The sequence below is a fragment of the Tenacibaculum sp. Mcav3-52 genome, assembly GCF_022347665.1.
Classification (GTDB): domain Bacteria; phylum Bacteroidota; class Bacteroidia; order Flavobacteriales; family Flavobacteriaceae; genus Polaribacter; species Polaribacter mesophilus.
In genome coordinates this window covers 18,672-42,108 of sequence record NZ_JAKRGE010000001.1, presented here as the reverse complement: position 1 = coordinate 42,108, position 23,437 = coordinate 18,672, and the positions used below count along the sequence as shown (strand labels likewise).

The following is a 23,437-nucleotide window of genomic DNA, read 5'->3' as shown; positions in this document are numbered from 1 at the left end:
AGAAAGAATTTTAACATAAATCTTTTTATTTTTACAGCTACAAAACTTATGATATGAAAAAGCTAGTTCTTTTATTATTAACCATTTTATTAATTACCAGCTGTACCAATTATGGGCAACTGAAGCTAGTATCGTACTTATCGGAAGATTTAAAAGAAGTTTCTGGAGTAGAGAAAAGTAACGACTTAAATGTACTATGGATGCATAACGACAGTGGTAATGCAGCGGAATTATTTAAAGTTAGTACGCAAGGGAAAATTTTACAAAAAAGAGCATTAGCAGTAAAAAATCACGATTGGGAAGACATAACTTCTGATACCAATGGAAACATATACATCGCCGATTTTGGTAACAATAATAACAAAAGAAAGAACTTAGTAATTCTAAAAATTAAGGAAGAAGAATTGCTAAAAGGAGACAATGTTGAGGTAGAAAAAATACAATTTTCATATCCCAATCAAACTAAGTTTCCGCCCAAAAAGAAAGACCGTTTTTTTGATGCAGAATCGTTAATTTATAAAGATGGGTTTCTGTATATTTTTACCAAAAGTAGGGTTAAAAATAAGCAAGGTAAAACAATGTTGTATAAAGTTCCGGCAACAAAAGGAGAGTATACTGCTAAATATATTTCCGAGTATACAAACTGCGATGCTTTACATTGTGCAATTACAGCAGCAGCAATATCTCCTGATAAACAAAAAGTAGTTTTGTTAACACATCAATCCGTATTAGTATATGCCAATTTTAAAGAAGATGATTTTTTTAGCGGAGATGTAAAAGAGTATTCATTTAACCATGTTTCTCAAAAAGAAGGGGTTACTTTTAAAAATAATACAACGCTTTACATAACTGATGAAGCCGCTAAAGGAGGAAACAGCAAGCTATATGAATTTGTAATAAAAGATTAAAAAAAACAGTTACCAAAGCTATGTGCAATGATAACTGAAAAAGGGGAGGGGAATTGTATTTTTTTAAATACTTACACGTAATCTATTTGCCTAGAATAACCCGCATTTATAGCCAATAAAATGGAGTCTTCTCGACTAAAACTAAACGGAATAACAGAGCTTAAAGGTTCTTCAAGCTTCTCTTCTATTGTTTGTTTAGATAACATTAAAGCCTGCTCTACCAATTTATGATATTCGGTTATAAAGTATTTTTTAGGTAAGTTTTCAAACTTAGCAACATCAAAATCATAAAATTTAGTTCTTGTAATAGCTTTGTATTCCTGGTTGTTATGTATAAACAAATAAGTAAGATCAACGTGAATAGTAGTATTAGCACCACTAGGATCATCTGGCCAATTATAAATTAATAAGTAGGCTCCATCAATACTAACTTTAGGTTTAGAAATCTCTTCAATCTTTTCAAAACTTGTTAAATCACAAGATCCTGTTTTAATAACTTCTTCTATAGTTTCAACTGTACTCATTTTTATCATTTTATTTTAGTCAAATATCTTAGAAAATAGATTTTTGTTTTATAAATGTTTTGTATGCGTAGATGTTAATTTTATAAGTGCTTTGTTAAAGTGAATGAGATGAAGGCAGAATAAAAATATATAACTACTTTAGTTGCTTAATTTTTTACAGAAAATGTTTTTGGTAACCAGAACCAACTTTTTATACGCTATTAGTATTTGTGTTTTTTTTGCAGCTTGTACGAAAAATAAAGTAGATAAAAAACTACAAGAATATTTATATACTATTGATAGCATTTCTCAGCAAAAACCCAATGAAGGGTTAAGAAAAATTGATAGTTTATTAGAAAAGAAACAAAATTCTAAAAACGAAGCGCTATTATTATTTAGTAAAGGAGAATTATTTTACTTAAACGATAAATTAGTAGAGGCTAAAAATATTCATTTAGAAACGTATAGGTTATTTACAAAACTAAAAGACGATTATAATAAAGGTAGGAGCTTAATAACATTAAGTGCTACTTGTATGAAATTAAATGAGCTAGAGGAGGCTCAGAAGTACGCATTAGAAGCTTTAGAAATAGGAAAAAAAATAAAAAATACAAGGTTACAAGCCAAGGCAAATAATCAGCTATTCAATCTTCATTTTATATTAAAAGACTACGAACAGGCATTGTTTTACATAAAAAGGTCTGAAGAATTATTTACCGATCCAAATGATCCTAATTCAATTATAGCAATTAAAAGTAATATTGCAGGTGTCTATTTAATGTTAAAGCAATATAACAAAGCCCTAGAACAATTTTCAGAGGCATTGGCTTTGGGTGAGTCTGCAAAAGACCCTAAGACGATTGTAAGTGTTCTTAATAATATTGGATATACGTATTTGGAAGCAAAACGTTTTGAAGAATCGGAGAAGTTCTTACGAGGAGCAGTAAAACTTAACCAAAAAATTAAAACAATTAACGGAGCTCCGTATAAAGGATTAGGAACCCTTTTTTTGGTAACGAATAGGTTAGATTCGGCAGCAGTAAATTATAATAAGGCAATGTCAATCTACAAAAGTAAAAACAACCTTTCAGAAGAAGTAGAAATACGAGATAAATTAATATCAATAGCCATACTTAAAAAACAGTATGAAGTAGCACTTAACCATCAAATTATACGAGATAGTATTGAGGTGGTAAAAAATAAAAAACAAAATAAAAAACTACTTCATTTTGCCAATGTAAACTATAAAATAAAAGAAAAAGAAATAGCGTTAACACATCAAAAAGAAATAAATAAACAAAATTGGTGGTTAGGAATTAGTGTAATTGTTTCGTTGGTACTTATTTTAATTATAGCATTGTTTATTGGATATAATAATAAATTAAGAGCAGCCAATAAAGCATCTAAATTAGAACAGCGATTGCTTAGAGCCCAAATGAATCCACACTTTATATTCAACACCTTAGCGGCGATACAAAACATAACGTTAGAAGGAAACCCAGTAAAATCTTCAAACTATATAGCTAAGTTTTCAAAACTCATTCGACAAAATTTTGATTATGTTCGAAAAGAAGAAATTAGTTTAGAAGAAGAACTAGCTATGATTTCTAACTATATAGATACACAGCAATTACGCTTTAACAATAGTTTTAGTTATCACATACATATTTCTGAAAACTGTGATACAAAACAAGTAAAAGTACCTCCAATGCTATTACAACCTTTTGTAGAAAATGCTATTGAATATGGTTTGAAAGAAAAGAAATCAGGAGGAATATTGAGTCTCAATATTCGAAAAACAGCACAAGAGCTGTTTTTTGAAATAGAAGATAACGGAGTAGGAAGAGAACAAAAAAAGAGTCAAGAAAAAATAGCAAAAGATTTACACGCTACCGATATTTTTATTGAAAGACTACAGATAAGAAATAAAGGGGAAGAAAAATCTTTTACAATAGAAGATTTACACGATAATGATGGAAACCCATCAGGAACAAAAGTTGTATTTAAATTAAAGTTATAAAATGATAAAGGCTGCTATAATAGAAGATGAGTTTAATGCGCTAAACACTTTAACAAAGCTGTTGCAATACACGCAAAAAGATATAGAAATTGTCGCTAAAATTGATAATGTAGATGAAGCTATAGATTTTTTAAGTAACAACAATCTAGACTTGGTTTTTATAGATATTGAGTTGATTGGTGGAAATGCTTTTCAAATATTAGAAGCTTTAGAAACCATAAACTTTAAAATGATTTTTACCACAGCTTACGATGAGTTTGCGATAAAAGCAATTAAGTTTGATACGGTAGATTATTTATTAAAGCCTATAGATTCTGATGAGTTAAATGCTTGTATAGGTCGTTTTAGAACTGAATTTGAAAAAGATAAAAAATATACACAAGCACTACATAAAATAAGTGAATTAGATAAAAAAGAAGCTCAAAAAACATTGCTTATTAAAACTACTGAAGAGCAACATTTTTTGCATGTAGATGATATTGTACGTTGCCAATCTGATGGAAGTTATACCGTTTTTTATACTACAGATAAAAAAATAATGAGTGCTAGAAACTTAAAGTATTATGAAAATATTTTAAGCACGCACGCCTTTGCTAGGGTACACCAATCTCACTTAATCAATATAAAATATTTAGCTTCGGTAAGTGCCAATACAGTTAAATTATCAAGTGGTGAAAACGTTCCTTTATCATCAAGAAAGAAGACGTATTTAAAGCAGTTTTTAGAGAACTTTAATACGAATACAAAATAGAAAGTAACACATATAAAACTCATTAAAAGAGTACTAAAGTTCCCTGTAATTTTGAGGTAAATAATAGAAAGTAACCTTAAAAAAACAATCATATGGGACTTAAAGAAAAAAGATTTACAAAAGCTTTTCAAGAAGAAAAATATCCTGCATTAAAAGAACAAATAAACAATGCAGCAGGTTTTGATGTAACAATAGATGTAGAGTGGGACACTATGTTTGAAGATAAGTTTTTACACTTATATGATGATAGTTACCCTAAAATTTACTTCCAACCACTTATTGATGCTTTTTCAGCCATAGCAACTGATGATATGGGAAAAGAAGCATTAGCAGAATCGTTAAAGAAAGTGGTTATTACCAACAAAGACGATCACCACAACCCAACGCATGCTTATACTTTTGAAGAAGGAGTTTTACAAGTAAACCATAGCCCAATTTTAAACGCAGATAAAGTTCAAGACAGAACAGATGCACTTGTTGATTTATTAGAAAACAACTTATAGTCTAATAAGATATAACAAAAAATAAAAATTGCTATGGAAACAGATTATATCAATCAATTTAAAGCGCAATCGCCAGCGGCTATAATTCAAGATATGTTTAATGAAAAGAAACAACTAAAAGTTGCTTTGTCATTAAAAAATGGAGTTTATATAGAAGGTTTTGTGGTTGATGTTGCTAAGGAAGAATACCAAACATTTGTGTGTATGAAAACCGAAGAACAAGAAGTATTGTTTTTCGACCTCCAAGAAGTATCCGTTTTACGAATTAAACACCCTAAAAAAATAGCTGTTTCTTTATCTAAAGGAAGTATCAGTCGCCCGTTAGGAGAGGAGCCCATAAGTACTTTACAATTAAAAAGATGGATTGTAGAGCAAGAATCGTTGCTAGATGCAACAATCAACTTATCGTTAGAAAAATCAGTATTGCAAGAAGCAAACGCTCGATTAAATAGTAAAGATGTTATTGCAAGTTTGTTAAAAGCAAAACAATTAATAATAGAGGATGAAATGGGATTAGCTGCATGGAAAGAAATAAAAACTGTAGCTATTACTAATACAGAAAAATTGCAGGTAAGTAAAGAAGGAAATGTATTAAAAATTGGTATTGAAATTACCAAAGCTCTACCAAAAGAGTTAGAGCATCTTTTTGTTGAAAAGATAGAAGAAATATTGTAGAATACTAAAATTATTAAAAAATGGGTCTTAAAGAAAAAAGAGCAGTTCAAACATTTAAAAACGAATCATTTCCAGCATTAGAAGCGGAAATAAACAATAAAGCAGGATTTAATGTATCATTAAACATAGCATGGGATACGTTGGTAGAAGATAAGTTTTCTCACCTTTACAATGATACGTTTCCAAAAATATATTTTCAACCGTTAATTGAAGCAATCAAAGCTGTAAACATTGATGAAATTGGGGGAGAATTGCTAAAAAATGGATTAAAAGAAGTAAAAATTGTTAATGAAAATAACGAGCACAATTTAGAAAGAGCAATCACTTTTGTAGATGGGGTGTTAACCATTAATCACAGCCCAATTATGAATGCAGATAAGGTGGAAGAAAAAACAGAAAGAATTGTACACCTTTTAGAAACTCATTTAGAAGAATTTGCAGGAAGTGAAGCTAGTGTTGAAAGTACAGAAAACCCAAATAATATTGTAGGAGGGAAGGTAGATAACACTATAAAGTTGAGCTTACCTCAGTTGCACAATCAATATGTAGCTTTAGCTTTTGAAAAGCAAGATAATTTAGCAGATATTGTTGAGGATTTACCTTGGACTTGTGATATGCTTCAGGGAACGGTAACCTACGGTGATTTAACTTTTAAAATGCAGGTATTAGGAACCTACTCTCACAATGAAAAATCATGGTTATGGGCTTGGGCAAATAAACAAAGCGGTATTCCAGAACAATTTTTAGAAGCTTCATTACAAATGAAAGCTCTAGGAGAACGCCATGGAATAGAAGACTTACTTTCCTCAAAAATAGAAACAGAACACGATCCAGGACATTATTTCTCATTCGTAGCAACAGGAGTAAATCAGGCAAGTTGTTATGCACCATTACCTTTTAAAGGGCTTACTGTGTATGTATTATTATATACGGATATAGTTGATGAAAAAGAGATAAACATTCCTGCTTTAATTTGTTCACACTTCTCAAAAACAACTACTCGTATGGATTTTGAACATAAGCATGCATTGTTTTGCTATTTAGTTCAAAAAGGATATGAAGTTGAGGTATCAGGAAATAATATCGTTGCTAAAAAAGGAGAAGATCAAATTTTAGGAATTTTTGACCTAAAAGGAAGATTATTAAAGTTGTCTAACTCAACAGTTCCTGTAGGAGCTTAAAAAAAGAAAAAGTATGTATCAATCTACCACACTATCAGAATTAGAAAAAGAGCATCAAGACGCATTAACTCAGGCGCAAAATAAGATGATGGAAGATTTGAATCTTGCACAACAGAACGGTGATAACGATTTAATTCACCAAGCAAGTGTTCATTTTCAAAACGTAGCTAAAGAATTAGCAGAACAATACACTAAACGTATTGAAGAAATTAATGAGTTAAACCTTAAAAATGTAACAGAAAACATTCAAGAGGTGTATGATAATTCTAGAGCAGATATTGACTTAAACGCATTGGTATATGACGGTGATCGAGATTATGTTTTAGAGTTTCAAGAAGATGAGTTAATTCAAAAAACCTTAGAAAGAATAAAAGAAAACAATCCAGTTTTTAAATCGAGAAGACATTTGTTGAAATCAAGTTTACGATTAACAAAAATGTTAGCTCCAGTGCTTCACGAAATTGGAGAACATTGTAAAGAGGTTTTAAAATTGAAAGCTGATATTGAGTTTTTTGTGTATCAGAACGATAAATTCAATGCGTCATGTTATCCGCCAGATGAAGATAAACTGTATATTATTTTAACTTCAGGAATTTTAGAACGTTTTACAAAAGACGAACTAGCTTTTGTTATTGGTCATGAAATAGGGCATGTATTGTTTGAACACTTTAATTATCCAGTAAAACATATTTTAGATGAAGGTGCAAACGACTTAGCGCCAATTCACGCGATGAAGTTATATGCGTGGAATCGTAATGCTGAAATTAGTGCCGATAGAGCTGGTTTATTATGTTGTAAGAGCTTTGAAGCAGCTGCAAGAACATTCTTTAAGCTATCGTCTGGAGTAACTTCTGATTCTTTAGATTTTAAACTAAACGAGTATATCAATCAGTTTTCAGATTTAGAAGAAGTTTTAAATGATGACACACACGATCCGTCAGATTGGTATAGCAGTCACCCGTTTAGCCCACTTCGTATTAAAGCTTTAGAGCTGTTTAATAAGAGTAAAACGTACGAGTTATTTAATCCTGAAATTAATGGAGAAATAACAGAGGAAGCGATGGAGCTAGAAATACAACGAATTATGTCGTTAATGGAGCCAGAAGACTTAGGAAATGAAACTGAACATTCAGAAAAAATTCAACGTTTTATGTTCTTAGGTGGTTATATGATTTCAAAGGCAGATGGCGTTGTGGATGATTCTGAAATACAGGCGTTGAGTAGTGTGGTGTCTCCATCGGTTTTTGCTCAGTGTATGTTAACTATTAAAGGATTAACAGAGCAAGATATTATTGATGAAATTATAGCTTTGGCTAAAGAATTAGATATCGTAATTTCTGTGATGCAAAAATTAAATATTCTAAGAGATTTATCTATTATTTCTTATGCTGATGGAAGCATAGATGCTTCAGAAGTTGAGGTGCTATATAACTTAGCAAAGCAACTATATATAAAAACTGAATTTATTGATAGAATTATCAGTGACGCACAAGGCGTTGATTAATAACATAATTTTTGTTTACCATGCTAGCCAAACTATATATATTTAACTGTGTATGGTTTGGCTTATGTTATATATTAAAAGAACCCATCCAACAATAAGTAGTAGACCTCCTAAAGGAGTAATAGGACCTAAAAAGGTCATTTTTTTACCTTTAGCGTCAGATAATACTAAACCATAAATGCTAAAGGAAAACAGTATAATTCCAATTAGAAAAGCGTAATATACTGCTGAGCTAGGTGCGTCAAAATAACTTCCAACGAATAATAAAACGAGTGCATGATACATTTGATATTTTACACCTGTTTCAAATGATTTTAATTGCTCTTCATTTAAAATTTTCTTTAAAGCATGTGCTCCAAAAGCTCCAAATATTACAGCAAGCATACCAAATAAAGCTCCTGTAATTAATACAATTTGTTGTGTCATGTTTTTTAACAATTAAAAAGAAAAACCAATACTAAAAGCTACCCTGTCTTCTTGAGAAGTTCCTCTAAAGTATGAAATATTAGCTGTGAATAAGTCGATTCCGCTTAGCCAAAAAGAACCACCATAACTAGTATGCCATTTCGTTGAATTAGGTGAATATGGAGACCATACTCGACCGTAATCAAAACCACCAGTAATACCAACTTTTATAGGAATAACTCCTGTATGAATACGTCCAAAACGTAAACGTAAATCGTTACTATGATAAAAATTTTCGGTTCCAGAAAAACGTTCTCTGTTAAAACCACGTAAATTACGGTCACCGCCTAAAGTAGCCGCTTGGTAAATTTCAAAACGATTCCCTACATTAATTTGAGTTCCAACTTCAGAAGCAAAAACTAATGAGCGGTTGAATACTAGGTTTTGATACATAGCCAAAGAACTTTTAATGTAACCAAAGCGTCTGTCGAAATCTTCTAAGTTGGCTTTAGCTCCAACAGCTAAATCGAAGTTCATACCTTTGGTAGGAAAACTACTATTGTCTACTCGGTTGTGATTAAAGTTTAATTCACCTCCCCAAAAATAATTAGTATCAAAAATAGCTGTAGGTTGATTGTCAAAATTATTAATAAATCTACCAGGTGTATCTTCAATCTCAATAGCCTCAAAAAGACCTGAAATTTTAAAGATACTTCCACCTCGTAAGCGCTTTAATAAAGAAGGAGAAAAACTAATTTCTTCTTTTTTAACACGATAATGATCCAAATTGAAACTTTGGTCGTAAATACTTTCATTTCCCCATCCAAAGAAATTAAAGGAATAGTTATCGCTAGTAGCTTTGGCACGTAAGTGTAAGCTCCAATTGCCAATTAACTCTGTAAATTCACCATTGTATTCTAAATCGTAGCCACTAGTTGAAGAATAGTAGTTTGCCGCTAATGTGTGTTGGCTAGCGAAGGGTTGTTTTTTAAAGCCTTGTTGTGTATGTGTAACCGAAGCACCAAAAAAGAAACCGTCATCTGGATTGCTACCTAAGCTCGGATAAACAACAGTAGTGTTGTTGTTAATGTCATGCGCATCATAGGTGTTTTTGAAGTAACTATTTGAACGTAAATCCGCAGTTTCAGAACTAGGGTTTATTGTATTTTTCTTTGATTTAAAATCGTAGATTTTAGTCTTCTTTCCCCAACCTGAAACAGATGATTTATCAGTGTATACATCGTGATTCTGTCCCCCTATAATTCGTAGTAAAATACCATCATGTACATCACCAGAAATTAAAAACTCATCATCTCCATTTAAACCATAAAGTTGTATTTCTTCGGTTTCTTTTGTTTTGAAAACACGGTTATAAATTTCATTATCTTTTCTAAAAACAACAACGCTAGTTTCTTCATCATTTAAACGTTTAATAATGAATTTATCGTCTTTATCTGTACCAACTACATGTACAACTTTGTTTAGTTTGGTATAATAACGTTTAGCAATTTCTTTTAATTTATCTCTTCGAGCTTTAATTTTAGCAATGGTTTCTTTTCCATCAATATCATAAATAACCTTTGGTAATTGTTGGATTGATTTTTCAATTACTTCATCAGTTAAATGTTGTTGAATGTACTCAGCTTGTTTATTCCATTCATCGAGTGTTAATTCATTTAAAAAAGCAGTATCAAAAAAGCGAGCATAATTGTTGTACCATTTCATGTTTTTGATATCGTTGTCAAAAGTTTGCATATTTCTTACTAAGGGTGCAAACTGTTGAAAAAGCGGAATCATAACTCCATCAAACTTAGAAAAAGGTTGGTCTCTATCTCTTGGAATTGGGCGATAATACTTTTTACCATCTTTGGTTTTAAAAGAAGCCCATCGCCATTGATCTTCATGTCTATCCCAGTCACCAATAACCATATCAAATAAGCGAGAGCGAATTACCCATTCTTGGTCGATAGAGTGCTTACCGTTTTTTCTAATTTTTTCTAACACATCAAATGTGCTAATAATATCGTCTGAATTTCCAAAGTTGTCTAATTCACTACGGTCATCAGCAGGTCGTTCTTCTAACAAGTATAACTGTCCGCCAAAGATGTCGTTATGCTTACCTAAAGCGGGTTGCTTAGGCATGTAGTATAATTTGGGGTTGGTATGGTAAATATTTACGGATTCTGCCATACCAGGAAGAACAAAAGCAGCATATGGGTGCGACATGGTAAAAATATCTTGAACTACATCAACTAAAAATGTTCCTTTTAGAATACCACCCATAATACGACTTCCATCTTTAACCATTGAGCGTAACACGTATTGTTTACCATCAGGGTTTTCTAATCGTAACGAATTGGTTTGGTTACCACCACCTCTTCTGATAGGAGTTAAGCCTCCATAGACATTCTCTAACTCCAAAACAGGAACTCTTACTGTTTTTCCGTACTTATCTCTGTTTAAATCTCCCCACATAAATTTATGAAAACCACTAACCTCTGTGGATTCTGGAGGATAAATTGAGGTTTCTACAAATTTCTTATGCTCTTCGTATTCAGGAAAGCTAGTATATTTTTTTGTTTGTTTTGGTTTTACAATTTCTTTACTGAATAAAAGTTTGTGACCATCTGTGGTATTGGCAGCATAGTATTCAATAACAGCTGAACCATCTTTGTAGTAATTTAATTTAGCATATCCATGATTACCATAGGTAAATTGAGCTCCATAACCAACCAAAGCAGCTGATTGCTTTGAACCCGAGCCACTAATTACTTGTTTAAACCCGTCTTGTTCTATATATTGTAAGTTGTGATCGTGACCAGAAACAAATACAACATTGTCTGTGAAATCATTAGATACTGTTTGTATTTGAGTAACAAAGTCACTATAACTTTTATTAAAAATATCGGTTTGTATACCTACGTGTGAACGTAACGCATTTTTTAAAGTACCTAGAACAGGTAGTGGACTCATGTGATCTTTTACAGAAAAACTTCCTCCATGTGGACCATTACTATATAAAGGATGGTGTACAGCTACTACAACATTTTTATATCTATTTTTTTTAAATAAACTAGAAAGCTCTTGAATAAAGTGTTCACGAGTTTTAATGTCGCAGTTATCGTTCATTTTTGGCTCTTTGTCCCAGTTCATAATAAACCAACGACTATCAATAAGAATTAAAGTAAGGTCATCGTTAATTTTTACTTTGTCTAGTCCACAACCACCTTCAGGTAAAAAGGAGTTTTTACCTAAAGCTTTTTCAACCAATCGCTCCTGCTCTTTTAAGCCATCAACACCATTATACCAGTCGTGATTTCCAGGAATAAAAATTGTATTTCCTTTAAAGTCTTTCAGAGCGTCAATTTGTGTTTGTAAACGATGCTCTGCCAAGGCTCTATCTTTGTGTTCTTTACTTGGTATTCCGTAAGGGTAAATGTTATCTCCTAAAAATAACGTAGTTGATTTTTTAGGAGCTTTGGTTAATTCTTTTTGAAAATAAGTTAAGGTAGGAGTTGTTTGTCCCATTTCGGCATTACCAGCGTCTCCAATTAAATAAAAGGAGTGTAACAATTCTTTATTTATTTGAATTGTTTTTGGTGAAGTCTTATCTGCGTACTTAGCTTTATAGGATGCACAAGCACTAACTACAACAATTATAGTTAGATACATGCAAAACTTGGTAAAGTTCATGTCTTATTTTTTAGTTATGTAAAAATAAGGCTTTTTAGAGTAAAATTACTGTTTTAATAAATACTGATAATCTTCAGGAGTATCAATATCTAGTAAGTTTAAAGAGGAGTTCACTTTGAAAATATTATCGTCATGTTGTAATAGAAAATTTTTAGCTCCTTTATCACCTTTTAAGTTTAGTAACTTATTAAAATATTCTTTTGGAAATACGGCAGGAACTCCAACACTTCCTTGATAATTGGAAGTAATTATTTTAGAAGGATTTCTTTTTGAAACTTTAATTAAGGAGTTTAAATACTCTGAAGTAACATGAGGCTGATCGGCTAGCATTATTAGAGCATTATCAAAGTTATGTTCTTGTAAAAACTCAATACCCTTTATAATGCTAGTACTTAAACCATCTTGGTGTTTTGGATTATATATTGTTATAATAGCATTTGTTGTAAGTTTCTTTTCAATGGCGTCTTTATTAGCCCCCAATACGCAAAACACATTTTTTATTACTGATTTTTGAGCTTGTTCAATAGTCCATTCCAGTAACGTAGTGTTTTTATAAGGAAGCAGTTGCTTTATTTTTCCCATTCGAGAAGCACTTCCAGCAGCTAATATGAGAATTGCTGTTTTTTGCATCTATTTATTCATGGATTCGTCCAGTAATCTTTTTTAGAGAAAAAACTTCTTTGTTACGAATTACGGATAGTATTTCTGCTAAGATTGATAAAGCAATTTCTTCTGGAGTTTCTGCTCCAATATTTAATCCAGCGGGAGTATGAATTTTATCTAAAAATTCATCAGTAATACCGGGTGAAAATTCAAACAGTTCGTTAAATAGTTTTTCTCGTCGTTTAGCAGCACCTAAAATACCTATATAAATAGGATTTTGTTCTTGTAATTTAATAAGCCAACGTAAATCGTAAGTGAAATTATGATTCATAATAACAATAGCAGTATTGTTATTTACTTGAGAAAGTTGAATTAATTCTGGAGTTTGTGCAACTACCGATTTAGCTCCGGGAAAATCGATTAATTCTTTTGGATCTTTTATAGAGGTAATTACATCAACTTCCCAGCCTAACTGAGTGGCTAGTGTACATAGTTTTACAGCATCGTGCTCTCCGCCAATAATAAGCAAACGAAATAGTGGTTGTAATGTTTGTTTAAAATTAGCTAACTGACCTGTTTTTTCAGTATTAAACTCTTTGTTGAAAGTAAATATTTGTTGATTGTTAAACTGAATTATGGAACCGAAATCTCCGTGTGCTTCATCTTCTTTTTGAAAAAAAGATATAATATCATATGGTCTTCTTTCTTTGCTATTTTTAGAAAAAGCATCAATAAATTCAGTTGAAAGATAAAAGGGTTCTAAAAGAACATACAATATTCCCTCACAACCTAAACGGTAACGACCATCATAGGTCACTATTTTTGGTTTGTTGTTTTCAAAAACAGATTGTGCTCTACGTTGTATTTCTTTTTCAACACAACCACCGCTAATAGCACCGATTATTTTTCCATTAGAAGATAGTAACATTCTAACTCCTGGTTTTCTGTAAGAAGAGCCATCTAAATCTACAACCGTTGCTAAAATATTTTGTATGCCTTGTTGTTGATTTATAGAGGCTTGTTGTATTATTTCTTTAAATTCGTGTGTCATTTCGTGTAAAAATACTCTTTTAAAAGTACGCTTTTTTATCACTTTATTAAAAATTAATACTGGTTAATAATTTATTATTTTAGCAAAAACCTTTTTCATGAACAGTTTGATACAAGAAACAGAGCAATTTGTAATTGATTTATTAAATGAAAATTTAGATAAAAACTTTGTATATCACAATATTGCCCATACTCAACGAGTGGTTGAGAAGTCACTCGAATTAATTGAAGGAGAAAATTTCTCAGAAGAGCAGCAACAAATTTTAACATTAGCAGCATGGTTTCATGATGTTGGATATACAGTTAATCCTGAAAATCATGAAGAGGAAGGTATAAAAATAGCAACAGAGTTTTTAAAGAGTAAAAAAGTATTAGGAAGTGTTATAGATGAAGTATCTAAATTAATAGCTTCAACTAAAATGGGAGCAAAACCTAAAAAACAATTAGAGAAGGTTTTAAGAGATGCAGATTGTTCTCATGTTGGAAGTAAAAATTATACAGACTTTAATGAATTATTACGAAAGGAAAGAGAACTAGTATGTAAGAGAAAAATTAAAACTGTTGAATGGGATGACGCTAATCTTGAGTTTTTAACAAAACATCGTTTTTATACAAGCAAAGCTTCTAAGCTTTGGGAAAAACAAAAAAGTAAAAATATAGCTCAACTTTTAAAGAGAAAACAAAAAGAGTTGCAAGAAGCCGCTAAACTTAAACAGAAAAAAGAAGAGTTAGCATATAAAAAAAATAAGATTGAATTACCAGAGAGGGGTATTGAAACTATGTTTCGTGTAGCACTCCGTAATCATATTACGTTAAGTGATATTGCAGATACAAAGGCAAATATTTTACTATCCGTAAATGCAATTATTATTTCGATGACATTGTCAACGTTAATCCCTAAATTAGATAATCCATCTAATTACTACCTAATAATACCTACGTTAATTTTTTCAATTTTTACGGTAATATCTATTGTGTTATCGGTTTTAGCAACAAGACCCAATGTTACTGAAGGGAAATTCACAAAAGAAGATGTAGCTAATAAAAAAGTAAATCTTTTGTTTTTTGGGAATTTTCATCAAATGCAATTGCCTGATTTTGATTGGGCAATGAGCGAAATGATGAAGGATCGTGATTATTTATATGGATCACTTACTAAAGACTTATACTTCTTAGGATTAGTGTTAAATAGAAAGTATAAGTTGTTGCGTATTACATACACAGTTTTTATGATTGGTATTTTGGTAAGTGTTGTTGCTTTTGTATTTGCTTTTTATCAACAAGAACAAGCAACAAAGTTAGGAGAAACTGTTTCTGTAATGTGTGCTATTTAAACTCCTGAATAAGTTCGTCAATAGTCATTGTTTTTTGAGTATCAAAGTCTTTGTTGTAAATAACCTCTACACGTAAGGCTTTTAATCCAGAAACACCTTGCAAATCTTCAATATCTAATTTTTCTATATTACCTAGTAATTTTTTAGATTGTAAGTACTTGATATATTTGTAATACTCATCTGCATCTTTGTCTTGAGAGTACACAATTGCTATCTTACCAGGGACTGTTAATCGTTCTTCAGTTCCTTTAATGTGAGCCTTATCAATACGTTTCTTAATAATTTCGTAACGAATATTATAAGCACCATCAACGTCAAACTGTTTTTCATCCATTCTAAATTTTATAGCTAAAGGATTGCTGTGAACTAAAATTAAAGAAGCTACTCTAAGTTTATGTTCCATTTTTTCAGCAGCTTTTAAAGCTATATTTTCCATTTCACACATCACCTGTAGTTGCCATAACCTAAGGTTGTATAAATATAAGTCGTCATATTTTTTTTCTTTTGTTAAAGATTGTCCTATGTACATATTATACTCAACACCATCTGTTTTATAACGTTCAAAATAATGAGGAAACATCTTTTGCGCTTCTTCTTGCCTAATATCTATAAAAGAAGCTAGTTTATCGTTTAATAAAGTAACACTATCTTCATAAGATTTTCTTTTCTCATATACAACCTGCAAATCAGGATCTAAACGATTGATATAAGATTTTACTAATATGCTTAAATCATTGTTTACTTCCTTTATGTGGTTAAAAACAGGATAAATTTCACGTTTTAAAAAATCTAAAATAGCAATTTCATCACCAGCTTTTAAACCTTCTTTTACATCTGATAAATATTCTTGAACTCTAAATTGTAACTCTTTGTAAATAGGGAGGCTCTCAACTTTACAGGCTTCTAATAATACTGAAATAGCCAGAGAAAGTTGGGTTATTAAGTCTTCTTTAATAGCAGCGTTTCTAGCTACCGATGAACCTTTAATATCAGACTGTCCATATAAAGGGTGTACGTCAGGAAAAATAATATCCTCAATTTTAACTTTTTCCTTTGCTTCATATGATTCTCTATGAAACCTTTCAGCGGCTTCATAAAAACGCCATTTTACAGTAGGATGAATAGATGTATAATTTTCTTGAATTGTAGCCTCTAAGATATTTTTATGTTCTTCAGAGAAACGATCAACCGCAATTTTAAACAGTGGAATTAAGTCTTGTAATTTATTTTGATTAATAGAGTTTAGTTCAAAAGGTCTAGGAGAAGCAAACTCAATAATAGCTATACTGTTTTTTGTTGATGCTTGTATAGGAACCAAAATTATACTGCCAATATTTTTGTCTTTTAAACGTTGATAAAGGTTTTTATTTTCAGCTTGATTTCCATACTTTTCTACATCAGAAATAGCAAGAGTTTCATTGTTTATGAAAAGTTTTTCTAAAGTGTAATTACAAAAAATGCAATCACAAGAAACATCTTTATCGTAATTTAATACTAAACTTTCTTCTTTATTTATGTGTGAAGAGGAAAAGTTATTAGAATCTGTTTCAAAAATAGAAAACCCTAAAGAGAGGTCTGGAATTCCAAAAAACCTTTGAAAGATGCCTTCTAAGGTATGAACTAAATTATCGTCTTTTTTTATAAGGCTAGTTCTTATTTCTGAAATAATTTCATCTGTTGTAACGTCAAACAAGTTCATAATCCCAAAACCTTTAAAAATATAAGATTTAGGAGGGAATTTTTCTTTCCAAATATTTATATCTTCAAAATTATCAAGTAATATTTTTATATCCTCTTCAGTGATTTTAGGAGTGCCCTCTGCGGGAAAAATTTCCATAAAATCAGCATTAAAAGCTGCGCGATATTTTTTTATAGTATTAATTGTTTTATCAGGGATATCAAAGAAAAAAGGTCGTTTTAAATCAATAGGATAATCGTAAACACTAGCTAAAATTAAACTACATGCATAAATGTACATTAAATCACTTTCAAAGTTTCGAACTTTTAATTCATAATCATTTCCAGCATTTTGTAAAATTTTTTCAAATCGAGTTGTAAACTTGAAAGAAGTAAATGTAAATGGAATGCTTACTGCTTTAATTTCATTTTCTAATAATAATTCAGGAAACAAAGGTTCAAGCAATAAATCAATAGCTTCTTTATGTTTTTCTAATATTGATTCATCAGAAAACCCATTAATCAATTCAGGAGCTTTTTTTGCCTCTCGAACTATGTTTATTGATGATTGATGATAAGGATGTTTTTCATACTCTTTAGAAGCATATTTTTGAAATAAAGCGACTACCTTTTCAAAACTTATTTTTAGTTTAAAAGGAAGTTCTAGATTTTGAATGTCTTTTGTTCGTCTTATGTTCATAGAGTAATAAAAAAATAATCAATACAAATTTACAAAATTGTAAGTAATCAGTCGTTTTTATTACTACTCCCTTTCAAAAACAATAACTTTAAAAGCTTTAAAATTATTTTTCATACAATTATGTTTTAGAGTAGAAGTAATGTTTTTACAAATAGGATTATAAATTCAAATAAAATTTATTTTTAATAAATCTAAATAAGTAATGATTGTTATATTTGCTGAGTTAATTTAACTGAAGTTTTCCCATTAAAAGAATAAAAACATATAGGCTTACAAAAGAGAAAAGTTTTGAAAAACTTTATAGAACTCATTGGAAGAGCTTATACCTCTTATGTTATTCTAAAACCAATAGTAAAGAGGCAGCAGAAGAGATTGTTCAAGATGTATTTATTTCTTTATGGAAAAGGGTTGATAAAATAGAATTTACTAGTCAAACTCAAAATTACTTATTAAAATCTGCTCGCAATAAAATTGTAGACTACTATCGCTCTAAAAATTCTTATAAGAATAAAAAAAAATTGGAGGAAATAACATCAGATCGTGTTTTAAAAGAAACAAAGTCAATAGAGCATAATCTGGCAGTGACCAATTTTTTAGAGAATGATTTACAATTAGTTGTTAATCGATTACCAAATAGATGCCAAGAAGTATATCGATTAAGTAGAGAGCAACAACTTTCTACAGCAGAAATAGCTATTCAGTTAGAGATATCACCAAAAACGGTAAAGAATCACCTTACTAAAGCTTTGGCTTTTATTCATGAAAACTTAAAAATTATTTAAAATTTGATTATCGCTTAGGACTCTGTCAAACTATATCCGTTCCTATATATAAACCAAAGTAGTTTATATGGAAATAACACCTGAACTTTTAACACGATATGCAGAAGGAAAGTGTACAGAAACTGAAAGAAAAAGAATAGAGGAATGGGTGAATACCACCGAAAACGAGATCAAATTTCCTGAAACCAATATTGAGACATCATCACATATTGAAGAGAAACTTTGGAATGCCATTGCAAAAGATACAATAAAGTCAACAAAAAGAAACTTCTTTTTTAGATGGAGTGTAGCAGCAACATTTACTGTTTTTTTATTAGTGTCAGCCTTTTTTGTTGTTAACAAACCAATAATATATACAACACAGGCAGGTGAAGTAAGAACAATAGTACTTAAAGACAGTACGAGAATTACCTTAAATGCATTATCATCTCTTGAAGTATCAAGAGAGTATGGAAAAACACATAGAAATGTAATATTGAAAGGAGAAGGTTACTTCAAAGTAGAAAAGAACGCTCAACTTCCATTTGTAATTAAAACAGAAAAAACAGTAACAAAAGTTTTAGGAACTAAATTTAATTTATCTGCTTATACAGGAGAGAATAACGTTATATTTTTAGATGAAGGAAAAGTGTTTTTTTTCTCAAAAAAAGAAGGAAAAGAAAAAGGAGTGACACTAAATCCAAAAGAGAAAGCAATACTTGTTAAAGAAAGGTTGGTAAAGAAGGTTTTTAAAGAAAATGACCATACGGCATGGATGCAACAAAAATTAATTTTTAAAGATGAAACCTTAAGTAGTGTAATAAAAGTGTTAGAACGATTTTATAATTGTAGCATAGAGATAAAAAAAGAAGAGTTAAAAAGGAGAAAATATAACGGAATTCATACAAAAGAATCAATAGACACAGTAATGAAAGATATTGGTTTTGTGTTGAATTTTAATTTCAAAAAGACAGGGGATAGAATAATAATTTTTTAAAAAAAATAAATACAAATGACATAGAAAACAAAATAAAAAACCAGTATTCTGTCGGCAAAACTTCATACTGGTTAAAAGTAATTCAACCAAAAACACGATTAAATCACAAACTATAAATATATGAATAAAATAAATTATACAGCTATTCATAGAACTGTAAAAAGTATACTAATAATAGTTTTTTGCATTACAGTTCAAAGTTCATTTGCACAAGAATCTATATTAGATAAAAAAATTTCAATAAACTTTATAAATAATACGATACCAACTGCTTTAAGAAAAATAGAAGAAAAAGCAAGTTGTAAATTCGCTTTTGAGTCCATCGATGAAAAGAAGAAAAACGTTATTACCAAAGAGTATAAAAAAGTAACATTACGAGAAATACTTAATGAAGTATTAGTTAAATATCATATTTATTATAAGGTAAGAGGAAACACTATTTTAATACAAAATCAAGCAGAAAAAGGTGTAATAACAGGAACTGTTTTAGATGATAAAGGACTTCCTTTACCTTATGCATCAATAGTATTAAAAGGAACTAGTTTTGGGGCATCTTCTGATAAAGATGGGAGGTATAGTTTTTATGCACCAGAAGGAAATTACATTGCTATAGCGTCTTCAGTAGGATTTGGTAATGAACAAAAAACAGTAACAATTTTAGCAAATCAAAAGAATATATTAGATTTTTATTTAACTGAAACTGCTGAAAGTTTAAATGAAATTGTGATAACAGGAACAAGAAATCAAGGGTATATTGTTCCGTTAACTAATGCATTAAAAACACCAATAAAAACACTAAAAGCTCCAGCTTCAATAGCTGTTTTAAGTGACAATTTTTTAGAGGATATTGGAGCTAGAAATTTAAGCACAATTATAACATTTGTGCCAGGTGTTAGTAATGCCGATAATGGTGGAGGACAAGTAGAAAATGTGATAATTAGAGGTTTTCCACAATCAGAATCTTATATAAATGGTATTCGACAACAAAGAGCTCCAGAAGGAGTTAGAGCTATAGAAACGATAGAAAGAGTTCAAATATTAAAAGGACCCTCTGGTGTTGAGGCGTCATTAACTTCTTCAGGAGGTTTTATGAATATTATCACAAAAAAACCAAAAGACACTTTTGCTGCTGAAGTAATTTTAGGAGGAGGAGATCATAATTTTATGCGTGTAGTTGGAGATGTTACAGGCCCTTTAGTTGAAGGAAAATTAAATGGTCGTTTAATTGCAGGTTATCAAAAAAGGCAATTTTGGAGAAATGGACAGGATGATAGGCCGTATGTAACTATTGCCCCATCGTTTGATTGGAAAATAACAGATAAAACAAACCTTATTGTAGAATATGAATATAATTGGGCTAATGATCCTTTAGATAGAGGAACTATTTATATTGAAGGAGCTGGATTGAAAAATAATTTTTTACCTAGAAATTTTACTTTTCATGGAGAAAAGGACGATTATAAAATAGGCTCTAATAGGTTTGATATAACGTTAAATCATAAATTCAACGATAAAATTTCAGCAACGGTACAATATCATAATTTTTCTCAAAAATCAGAAGAACATTCATTTAGAAATGCTGATGCAGAAGGTGGTTGGGGGCCTCTTTTTAAAGAAGATGGAGTCACTTTTTCAGGAAATTCAGTAGTACCAATATTTTTTGCTGAAGTTGGAGCTGACATTGGTACAGAAACGGTACAGGTAAATTTTAACGGAGACTTTACAAATGAAGAAGGTGTTGGACATGCTTTTAATTTTGGAGGAAGCACTGCAATTAGTGATGCTACTTATACTGATGCTGATAGAGACTTTGTGTATAGAAGTTTTGAAAATACTTTAGATGTTTTTAATCCAGATAATAATCAAGAGCCTAATGTTGTAGGAGAAAGTATACGCCCAAATTTTAGAGTTGGAGATAAAATTAATGCAGTTTTTGGGCAATGGCTGGGTAAATGGACACCTAAGTTTAGAACAGTTGTAGGTATGAGATATGATGATGTAAAAAAGATAACAGAACAAAACTTAAATGGTATTAGCCCAGAAGTATTAGCAAAATTAGAAGCACAATCTGCACCTAATCCAATTAACTTAATTAACCGTAATTATAATGATGATTTATTTTCATTTAGGTTAGGATCATCATATGACGTAACATCAACATTAACAGGTTTTGTAGGTTATTCATCATCAGCACAACCACAAAATGGAGTAACTCGTAAAGGAAATGGAATTAAACCTATTAGAGCAAACTCTTTTGAAGGAGGTTTAAAATGGCAACTGTTTAACGGAAAAGCTTTAGCAACAGCATCTGCTTACTTTTTAGAAAGAAAAAACATAGCTATTTCAGATCCAAGCAATACGCCTGAAGAACGTTTTATGTTACCGTTAGGAAGCGCAGAAATAAAAGGAATAGAGTTTGAATTAACAGGAAAGTTAACTAGAGATTTATCTTTTATGGGAGGTATGAGTTTCCAAAACTCTGAAATAACAGAAAGTGATCAAGATATTATAGGAAACAAGTTTGCAAACATTCCAGAGTTTCAATTTAGTGGGTTTTCTAATTATAATGGAAAAAGTATAGGTTTATTAGGGTTAGATATTGGTTTGGGTGTAGTACATCAAGGAAAACGTGAAGCTAACAGTGGAAATCAATATCAACTACCAGGGTATACTCGTATGGATTTTGCTTTAGGTTACACATTTAAAAACAATTTACAAATACGTTATAATGTGTTTAATGTTTTTGATACAACTTATTATACCTCGGCACAAGACAATATTTTAAGAGGATCCGATCAAATTGGAGTAGGAGATAGGCGTCTTTTTCAAATTACATTAACTAAAAAATGGCTTTAAAAATTAAGCAAAAAACTTTTTTTACTATTCATTCTTGGATAGGTATTACTGCCGGACTTTTACTATTTGTTATATGTTGGTCTGGCAGTATTGCCGTTTTTTCTCATGAAATAGACTGGTTACTAAATTCTAAACTTCAAAGTGATTACATAAAAAACGATAAAAAAGAAGTTAATTGGCAAAAAGCATATAATTCTTTTCATATAAAATATCCAAAATCTGAATTAGGAGAGTTAGCTGAAGCAGAAAAAAGTGGTTATACATTGCATGGGTGGGGAAGGAAGCAAAGTGGTGAACTTTTTCGTTTTTATATGAACCCTTCATCTTATAATATACAAGAAGAAACAACATATTTTAATGTACAACGCTTTTTTAGAAGTTTCCATATGTCTCTTTTTGATCCAGATGTATCACGTATTTTTGGAGTAAATTTTGGGTACTTCATAGTGGGATGTTTAGGGTTTGTTTTAGTTCTTTCAACTCTCACAGGTTTTTCATTTTACAAAAAATGGAGATCAGGTTTTTTTAAGTTAAATATTAAAAAAGGAGCTAGAAGGCTTTGGTCAGATACTCATAAGTTAATCGGATTATGGTCATTATGGTTTGGTTTATTAATAGGACTTACGGGAACTTGGTATTTGTTGGAATGGTGGCTTCCAGAGCCGCCACATATTGATACTTCACAAATTACACAAAAAAATAAGGAAAAGTATTTAAGTATCAATGAACTGGTAGAAAAAGCAGAAAAAGAGTTTCCTGAATTGGAAATTCAGCGTTTGTTTTTTTACAATTACAATAAAGGACTTTTATCATTTGAAGGTGATAATGGAGCATTACTTGTAAGAAAAAGAACAGCACATATTACTCTGAATACTTTAACAGGAGATGTAATTAAGATTCAAAAACCTGAGGAGTTAACCATGTATCATAGATGGTGGGAAACTGTAGATGTCTTACATTTTGGCAATTTTGCAGGATTGTGGTCTAAATGGTTGTATTTTATTTTCGGACTTTCATTGTCTGTGCTGTGTTTAACAGGAGCATACTTACAAGCAAAGCGGCAAAAGCTGAAGTCAGGGGTGAAAAAATATAGAATATCAATAATTATAGCATACAGTATTACTGTGATAATTTTAGGGTTGTCTTTTTGGGGAGGAGTTGAAGAAATAACTCGCTATGGAGTTAACGGTAGTTTACCTAAAACACCCGCTCCCATAGTTTGTTTTATTGTTTTATGGGGAGTAACAACAATAGGTATACTTATTTTTTGGATGAAAAAAGTAAAATAATTTTTAAACAAAGCAATAAAAAACACG

General features: G+C 30.7%; 18 protein-coding genes. 12 read left to right on the top strand and 6 right to left on the bottom strand.

All coding sequences use genetic code 11. The features are described from left to right. Positions 1-53 precede the first annotated feature (53 nt). Positions 54-908: an SdiA-regulated domain-containing protein gene (locus tag MHM83_RS00150; RefSeq protein WP_167713039.1), complete on the top strand. Its 855-nt coding sequence runs from the start codon at positions 54-56 to the stop codon at positions 906-908. A gap of 71 nt (positions 909-979) precedes the next feature. On the opposite strand, the gene MHM83_RS00145 is transcribed toward MHM83_RS00150, so the two are convergent. Next, entirely contained in the window at positions 980-1,432 is a 453-nt protein-coding gene (locus MHM83_RS00145; RefSeq protein WP_167713041.1) for a hypothetical protein, read from the bottom strand. 163 nt (positions 1,433-1,595) lie between these two features. Between MHM83_RS00145 and MHM83_RS00140 the strand changes: the two genes are divergently transcribed. From MHM83_RS00140 to MHM83_RS00115, 6 genes are all read left to right on the top strand, one after another. Beyond that, on the top strand, positions 1,596-3,431 hold the full coding sequence (locus tag MHM83_RS00140; protein ID WP_167713042.1) for a tetratricopeptide repeat-containing sensor histidine kinase: 1,836 nt from the start codon (positions 1,596-1,598) through the stop codon (positions 3,429-3,431). Position 3,432: 1 nt separating this feature from the next. After that, positions 3,433-4,182: a LytR/AlgR family response regulator transcription factor gene (locus tag MHM83_RS00135; protein ID WP_047790718.1), complete on the top strand. Its 750-nt coding sequence runs from the start codon at positions 3,433-3,435 to the stop codon at positions 4,180-4,182. 92 nt (positions 4,183-4,274) lie between these two features. Further along, entirely contained in the window at positions 4,275-4,685 is a 411-nt protein-coding gene (locus tag MHM83_RS00130) for a hypothetical protein (RefSeq protein WP_073181980.1), read from the top strand. Positions 4,686-4,718: 33 nt separating this feature from the next. Next, a complete protein-coding gene (locus MHM83_RS00125) occupies positions 4,719-5,360 on the top strand; it encodes a hypothetical protein (protein ID WP_159616530.1) in 642 nt (213 codons plus the stop codon). Between the two features lie 20 nt (positions 5,361-5,380). Further along, positions 5,381-6,541: a DUF6882 domain-containing protein gene (locus MHM83_RS00120; RefSeq protein ID WP_196781605.1), complete on the top strand. Its 1,161-nt coding sequence runs from the start codon at positions 5,381-5,383 to the stop codon at positions 6,539-6,541. 13 nt (positions 6,542-6,554) lie between these two features. Further along, positions 6,555-8,045: a M48 family metallopeptidase gene (locus MHM83_RS00115; protein WP_125343325.1), complete on the top strand. Its 1,491-nt coding sequence runs from the start codon at positions 6,555-6,557 to the stop codon at positions 8,043-8,045. 42 nt (positions 8,046-8,087) lie between these two features. Here MHM83_RS00115 and MHM83_RS00110 read toward each other — a convergent pair whose 3' ends face one another. Genes MHM83_RS00110 through MHM83_RS00095 form a run of 4 tightly spaced genes read right to left on the bottom strand, consistent with a single transcriptional unit; the run spans position 8,088 to position 13,797 of the window. After that, positions 8,088-8,471 carry a DUF423 domain-containing protein gene (locus MHM83_RS00110; RefSeq protein WP_125343326.1) on the bottom strand — a complete coding sequence of 128 codons (384 nt, stop codon included), beginning with the start codon at positions 8,469-8,471 and terminating at the stop codon, positions 8,088-8,090. Positions 8,472-8,483: 12 nt separating this feature from the next. Next, positions 8,484-12,143, bottom strand: a complete 3,660-nt coding sequence (locus MHM83_RS00105; protein ID WP_239178084.1) for a ShlB/FhaC/HecB family hemolysin secretion/activation protein — start codon at positions 12,141-12,143, stop codon at positions 8,484-8,486. A 45-nt stretch (positions 12,144-12,188) separates the two neighbouring features. After that, positions 12,189-12,773 carry a nucleotidyltransferase family protein gene (locus tag MHM83_RS00100; RefSeq protein ID WP_159493273.1) on the bottom strand — a complete coding sequence of 195 codons (585 nt, stop codon included), beginning with the start codon at positions 12,771-12,773 and terminating at the stop codon, positions 12,189-12,191. A 4-nt stretch (positions 12,774-12,777) separates the two neighbouring features. Then, positions 12,778-13,797, bottom strand: coding sequence for an XdhC family protein (locus tag MHM83_RS00095; protein WP_167713055.1), 1,020 nt, complete (start codon positions 13,795-13,797; stop codon positions 12,778-12,780). A gap of 97 nt (positions 13,798-13,894) precedes the next feature. On the opposite strand from MHM83_RS00095, the gene MHM83_RS00090 reads away from it, so the two are divergent. Next, positions 13,895-15,130 (top strand): Pycsar system effector family protein, encoded by a 1,236-nt coding sequence (locus MHM83_RS00090; protein ID WP_167713056.1) that lies wholly within the window; start codon positions 13,895-13,897, stop codon positions 15,128-15,130. Here the strand turns inward: MHM83_RS00090 and MHM83_RS00085 are convergent. Further along, on the bottom strand, positions 15,123-17,507 hold the full coding sequence (locus tag MHM83_RS00085) for a hypothetical protein (protein WP_047790726.1): 2,385 nt from the start codon (positions 17,505-17,507) through the stop codon (positions 15,123-15,125). The genes MHM83_RS00090 and MHM83_RS00085 overlap by 8 nt on opposite strands. Positions 17,508-17,752: 245 nt before the next feature. Here MHM83_RS00085 and MHM83_RS00080 point away from each other — a divergent pair, with 245 nt between their 5' ends. The 4 genes from MHM83_RS00080 (at position 17,753) to MHM83_RS00065 (ending at position 23,410) form a co-directional block, all read left to right on the top strand. Beyond that, a complete protein-coding gene (locus tag MHM83_RS00080; RefSeq protein WP_159616536.1) occupies positions 17,753-18,289 on the top strand; it encodes an RNA polymerase sigma-70 factor in 537 nt (178 codons plus the stop codon). A gap of 67 nt (positions 18,290-18,356) precedes the next feature. Continuing rightward, positions 18,357-19,265 carry a FecR family protein gene (locus MHM83_RS00075; RefSeq protein ID WP_239178083.1) on the top strand — a complete coding sequence of 303 codons (909 nt, stop codon included), beginning with the start codon at positions 18,357-18,359 and terminating at the stop codon, positions 19,263-19,265. Between the two features lie 120 nt (positions 19,266-19,385). After that, positions 19,386-22,121: a TonB-dependent receptor gene (locus MHM83_RS00070; RefSeq protein ID WP_239178082.1), complete on the top strand. Its 2,736-nt coding sequence runs from the start codon at positions 19,386-19,388 to the stop codon at positions 22,119-22,121. Continuing rightward, entirely contained in the window at positions 22,112-23,410 is a 1,299-nt protein-coding gene (locus MHM83_RS00065) for a PepSY-associated TM helix domain-containing protein (protein ID WP_239178081.1), read from the top strand. The genes MHM83_RS00070 and MHM83_RS00065 overlap by 10 nt, the downstream gene beginning before the upstream one ends. Positions 23,411-23,437 lie beyond the last annotated feature (27 nt).

Bases quoted from the DNA above. Each gene is read 5' to 3' on its own strand.
- MHM83_RS00150 (WP_167713039.1), top strand. From the start codon at position 54: ATGAAAAAGCTAGTTCTTTTATTATTAACCATTTTATTAATTACCAGC.
- MHM83_RS00130 (WP_073181980.1), top strand. From the start codon at position 4,275: ATGGGACTTAAAGAAAAAAGATTTACAAAAGCTTTTCAAGAAGAAAAA.
- MHM83_RS00075 (WP_239178083.1), top strand. From the start codon at position 18,357: ATGGAAATAACACCTGAACTTTTAACACGATATGCAGAAGGAAAGTGT.
- MHM83_RS00070 (WP_239178082.1), top strand. From the start codon at position 19,386: ATGAATAAAATAAATTATACAGCTATTCATAGAACTGTAAAAAGTATA.
- MHM83_RS00095 (WP_167713055.1), bottom strand. From the start codon at position 13,797: ATGACACACGAATTTAAAGAAATAATACAACAAGCCTCTATAAATCAA.
- MHM83_RS00135 (WP_047790718.1), top strand. From the start codon at position 3,433: ATGATAAAGGCTGCTATAATAGAAGATGAGTTTAATGCGCTAAACACT.
- MHM83_RS00125 (WP_159616530.1), top strand. From the start codon at position 4,719: ATGGAAACAGATTATATCAATCAATTTAAAGCGCAATCGCCAGCGGCT.
- MHM83_RS00115 (WP_125343325.1), top strand. From the start codon at position 6,555: ATGTATCAATCTACCACACTATCAGAATTAGAAAAAGAGCATCAAGAC.
- MHM83_RS00090 (WP_167713056.1), top strand. From the start codon at position 13,895: ATGAACAGTTTGATACAAGAAACAGAGCAATTTGTAATTGATTTATTA.
- MHM83_RS00145 (WP_167713041.1), bottom strand. From the start codon at position 1,432: ATGAGTACAGTTGAAACTATAGAAGAAGTTATTAAAACAGGATCTTGT.
- MHM83_RS00140 (WP_167713042.1), top strand. From the start codon at position 1,596: ATGTTTTTGGTAACCAGAACCAACTTTTTATACGCTATTAGTATTTGT.
- MHM83_RS00120 (WP_196781605.1), top strand. From the start codon at position 5,381: ATGGGTCTTAAAGAAAAAAGAGCAGTTCAAACATTTAAAAACGAATCA.
- MHM83_RS00065 (WP_239178081.1), top strand. From the start codon at position 22,112: ATGGCTTTAAAAATTAAGCAAAAAACTTTTTTTACTATTCATTCTTGG.
- MHM83_RS00105 (WP_239178084.1), bottom strand. From the start codon at position 12,143: ATGAACTTTACCAAGTTTTGCATGTATCTAACTATAATTGTTGTAGTT.
- MHM83_RS00085 (WP_047790726.1), bottom strand. From the start codon at position 17,507: ATGAACATAAGACGAACAAAAGACATTCAAAATCTAGAACTTCCTTTT.
- MHM83_RS00100 (WP_159493273.1), bottom strand. From the start codon at position 12,773: ATGCAAAAAACAGCAATTCTCATATTAGCTGCTGGAAGTGCTTCTCGA.
- MHM83_RS00110 (WP_125343326.1), bottom strand. From the start codon at position 8,471: ATGACACAACAAATTGTATTAATTACAGGAGCTTTATTTGGTATGCTT.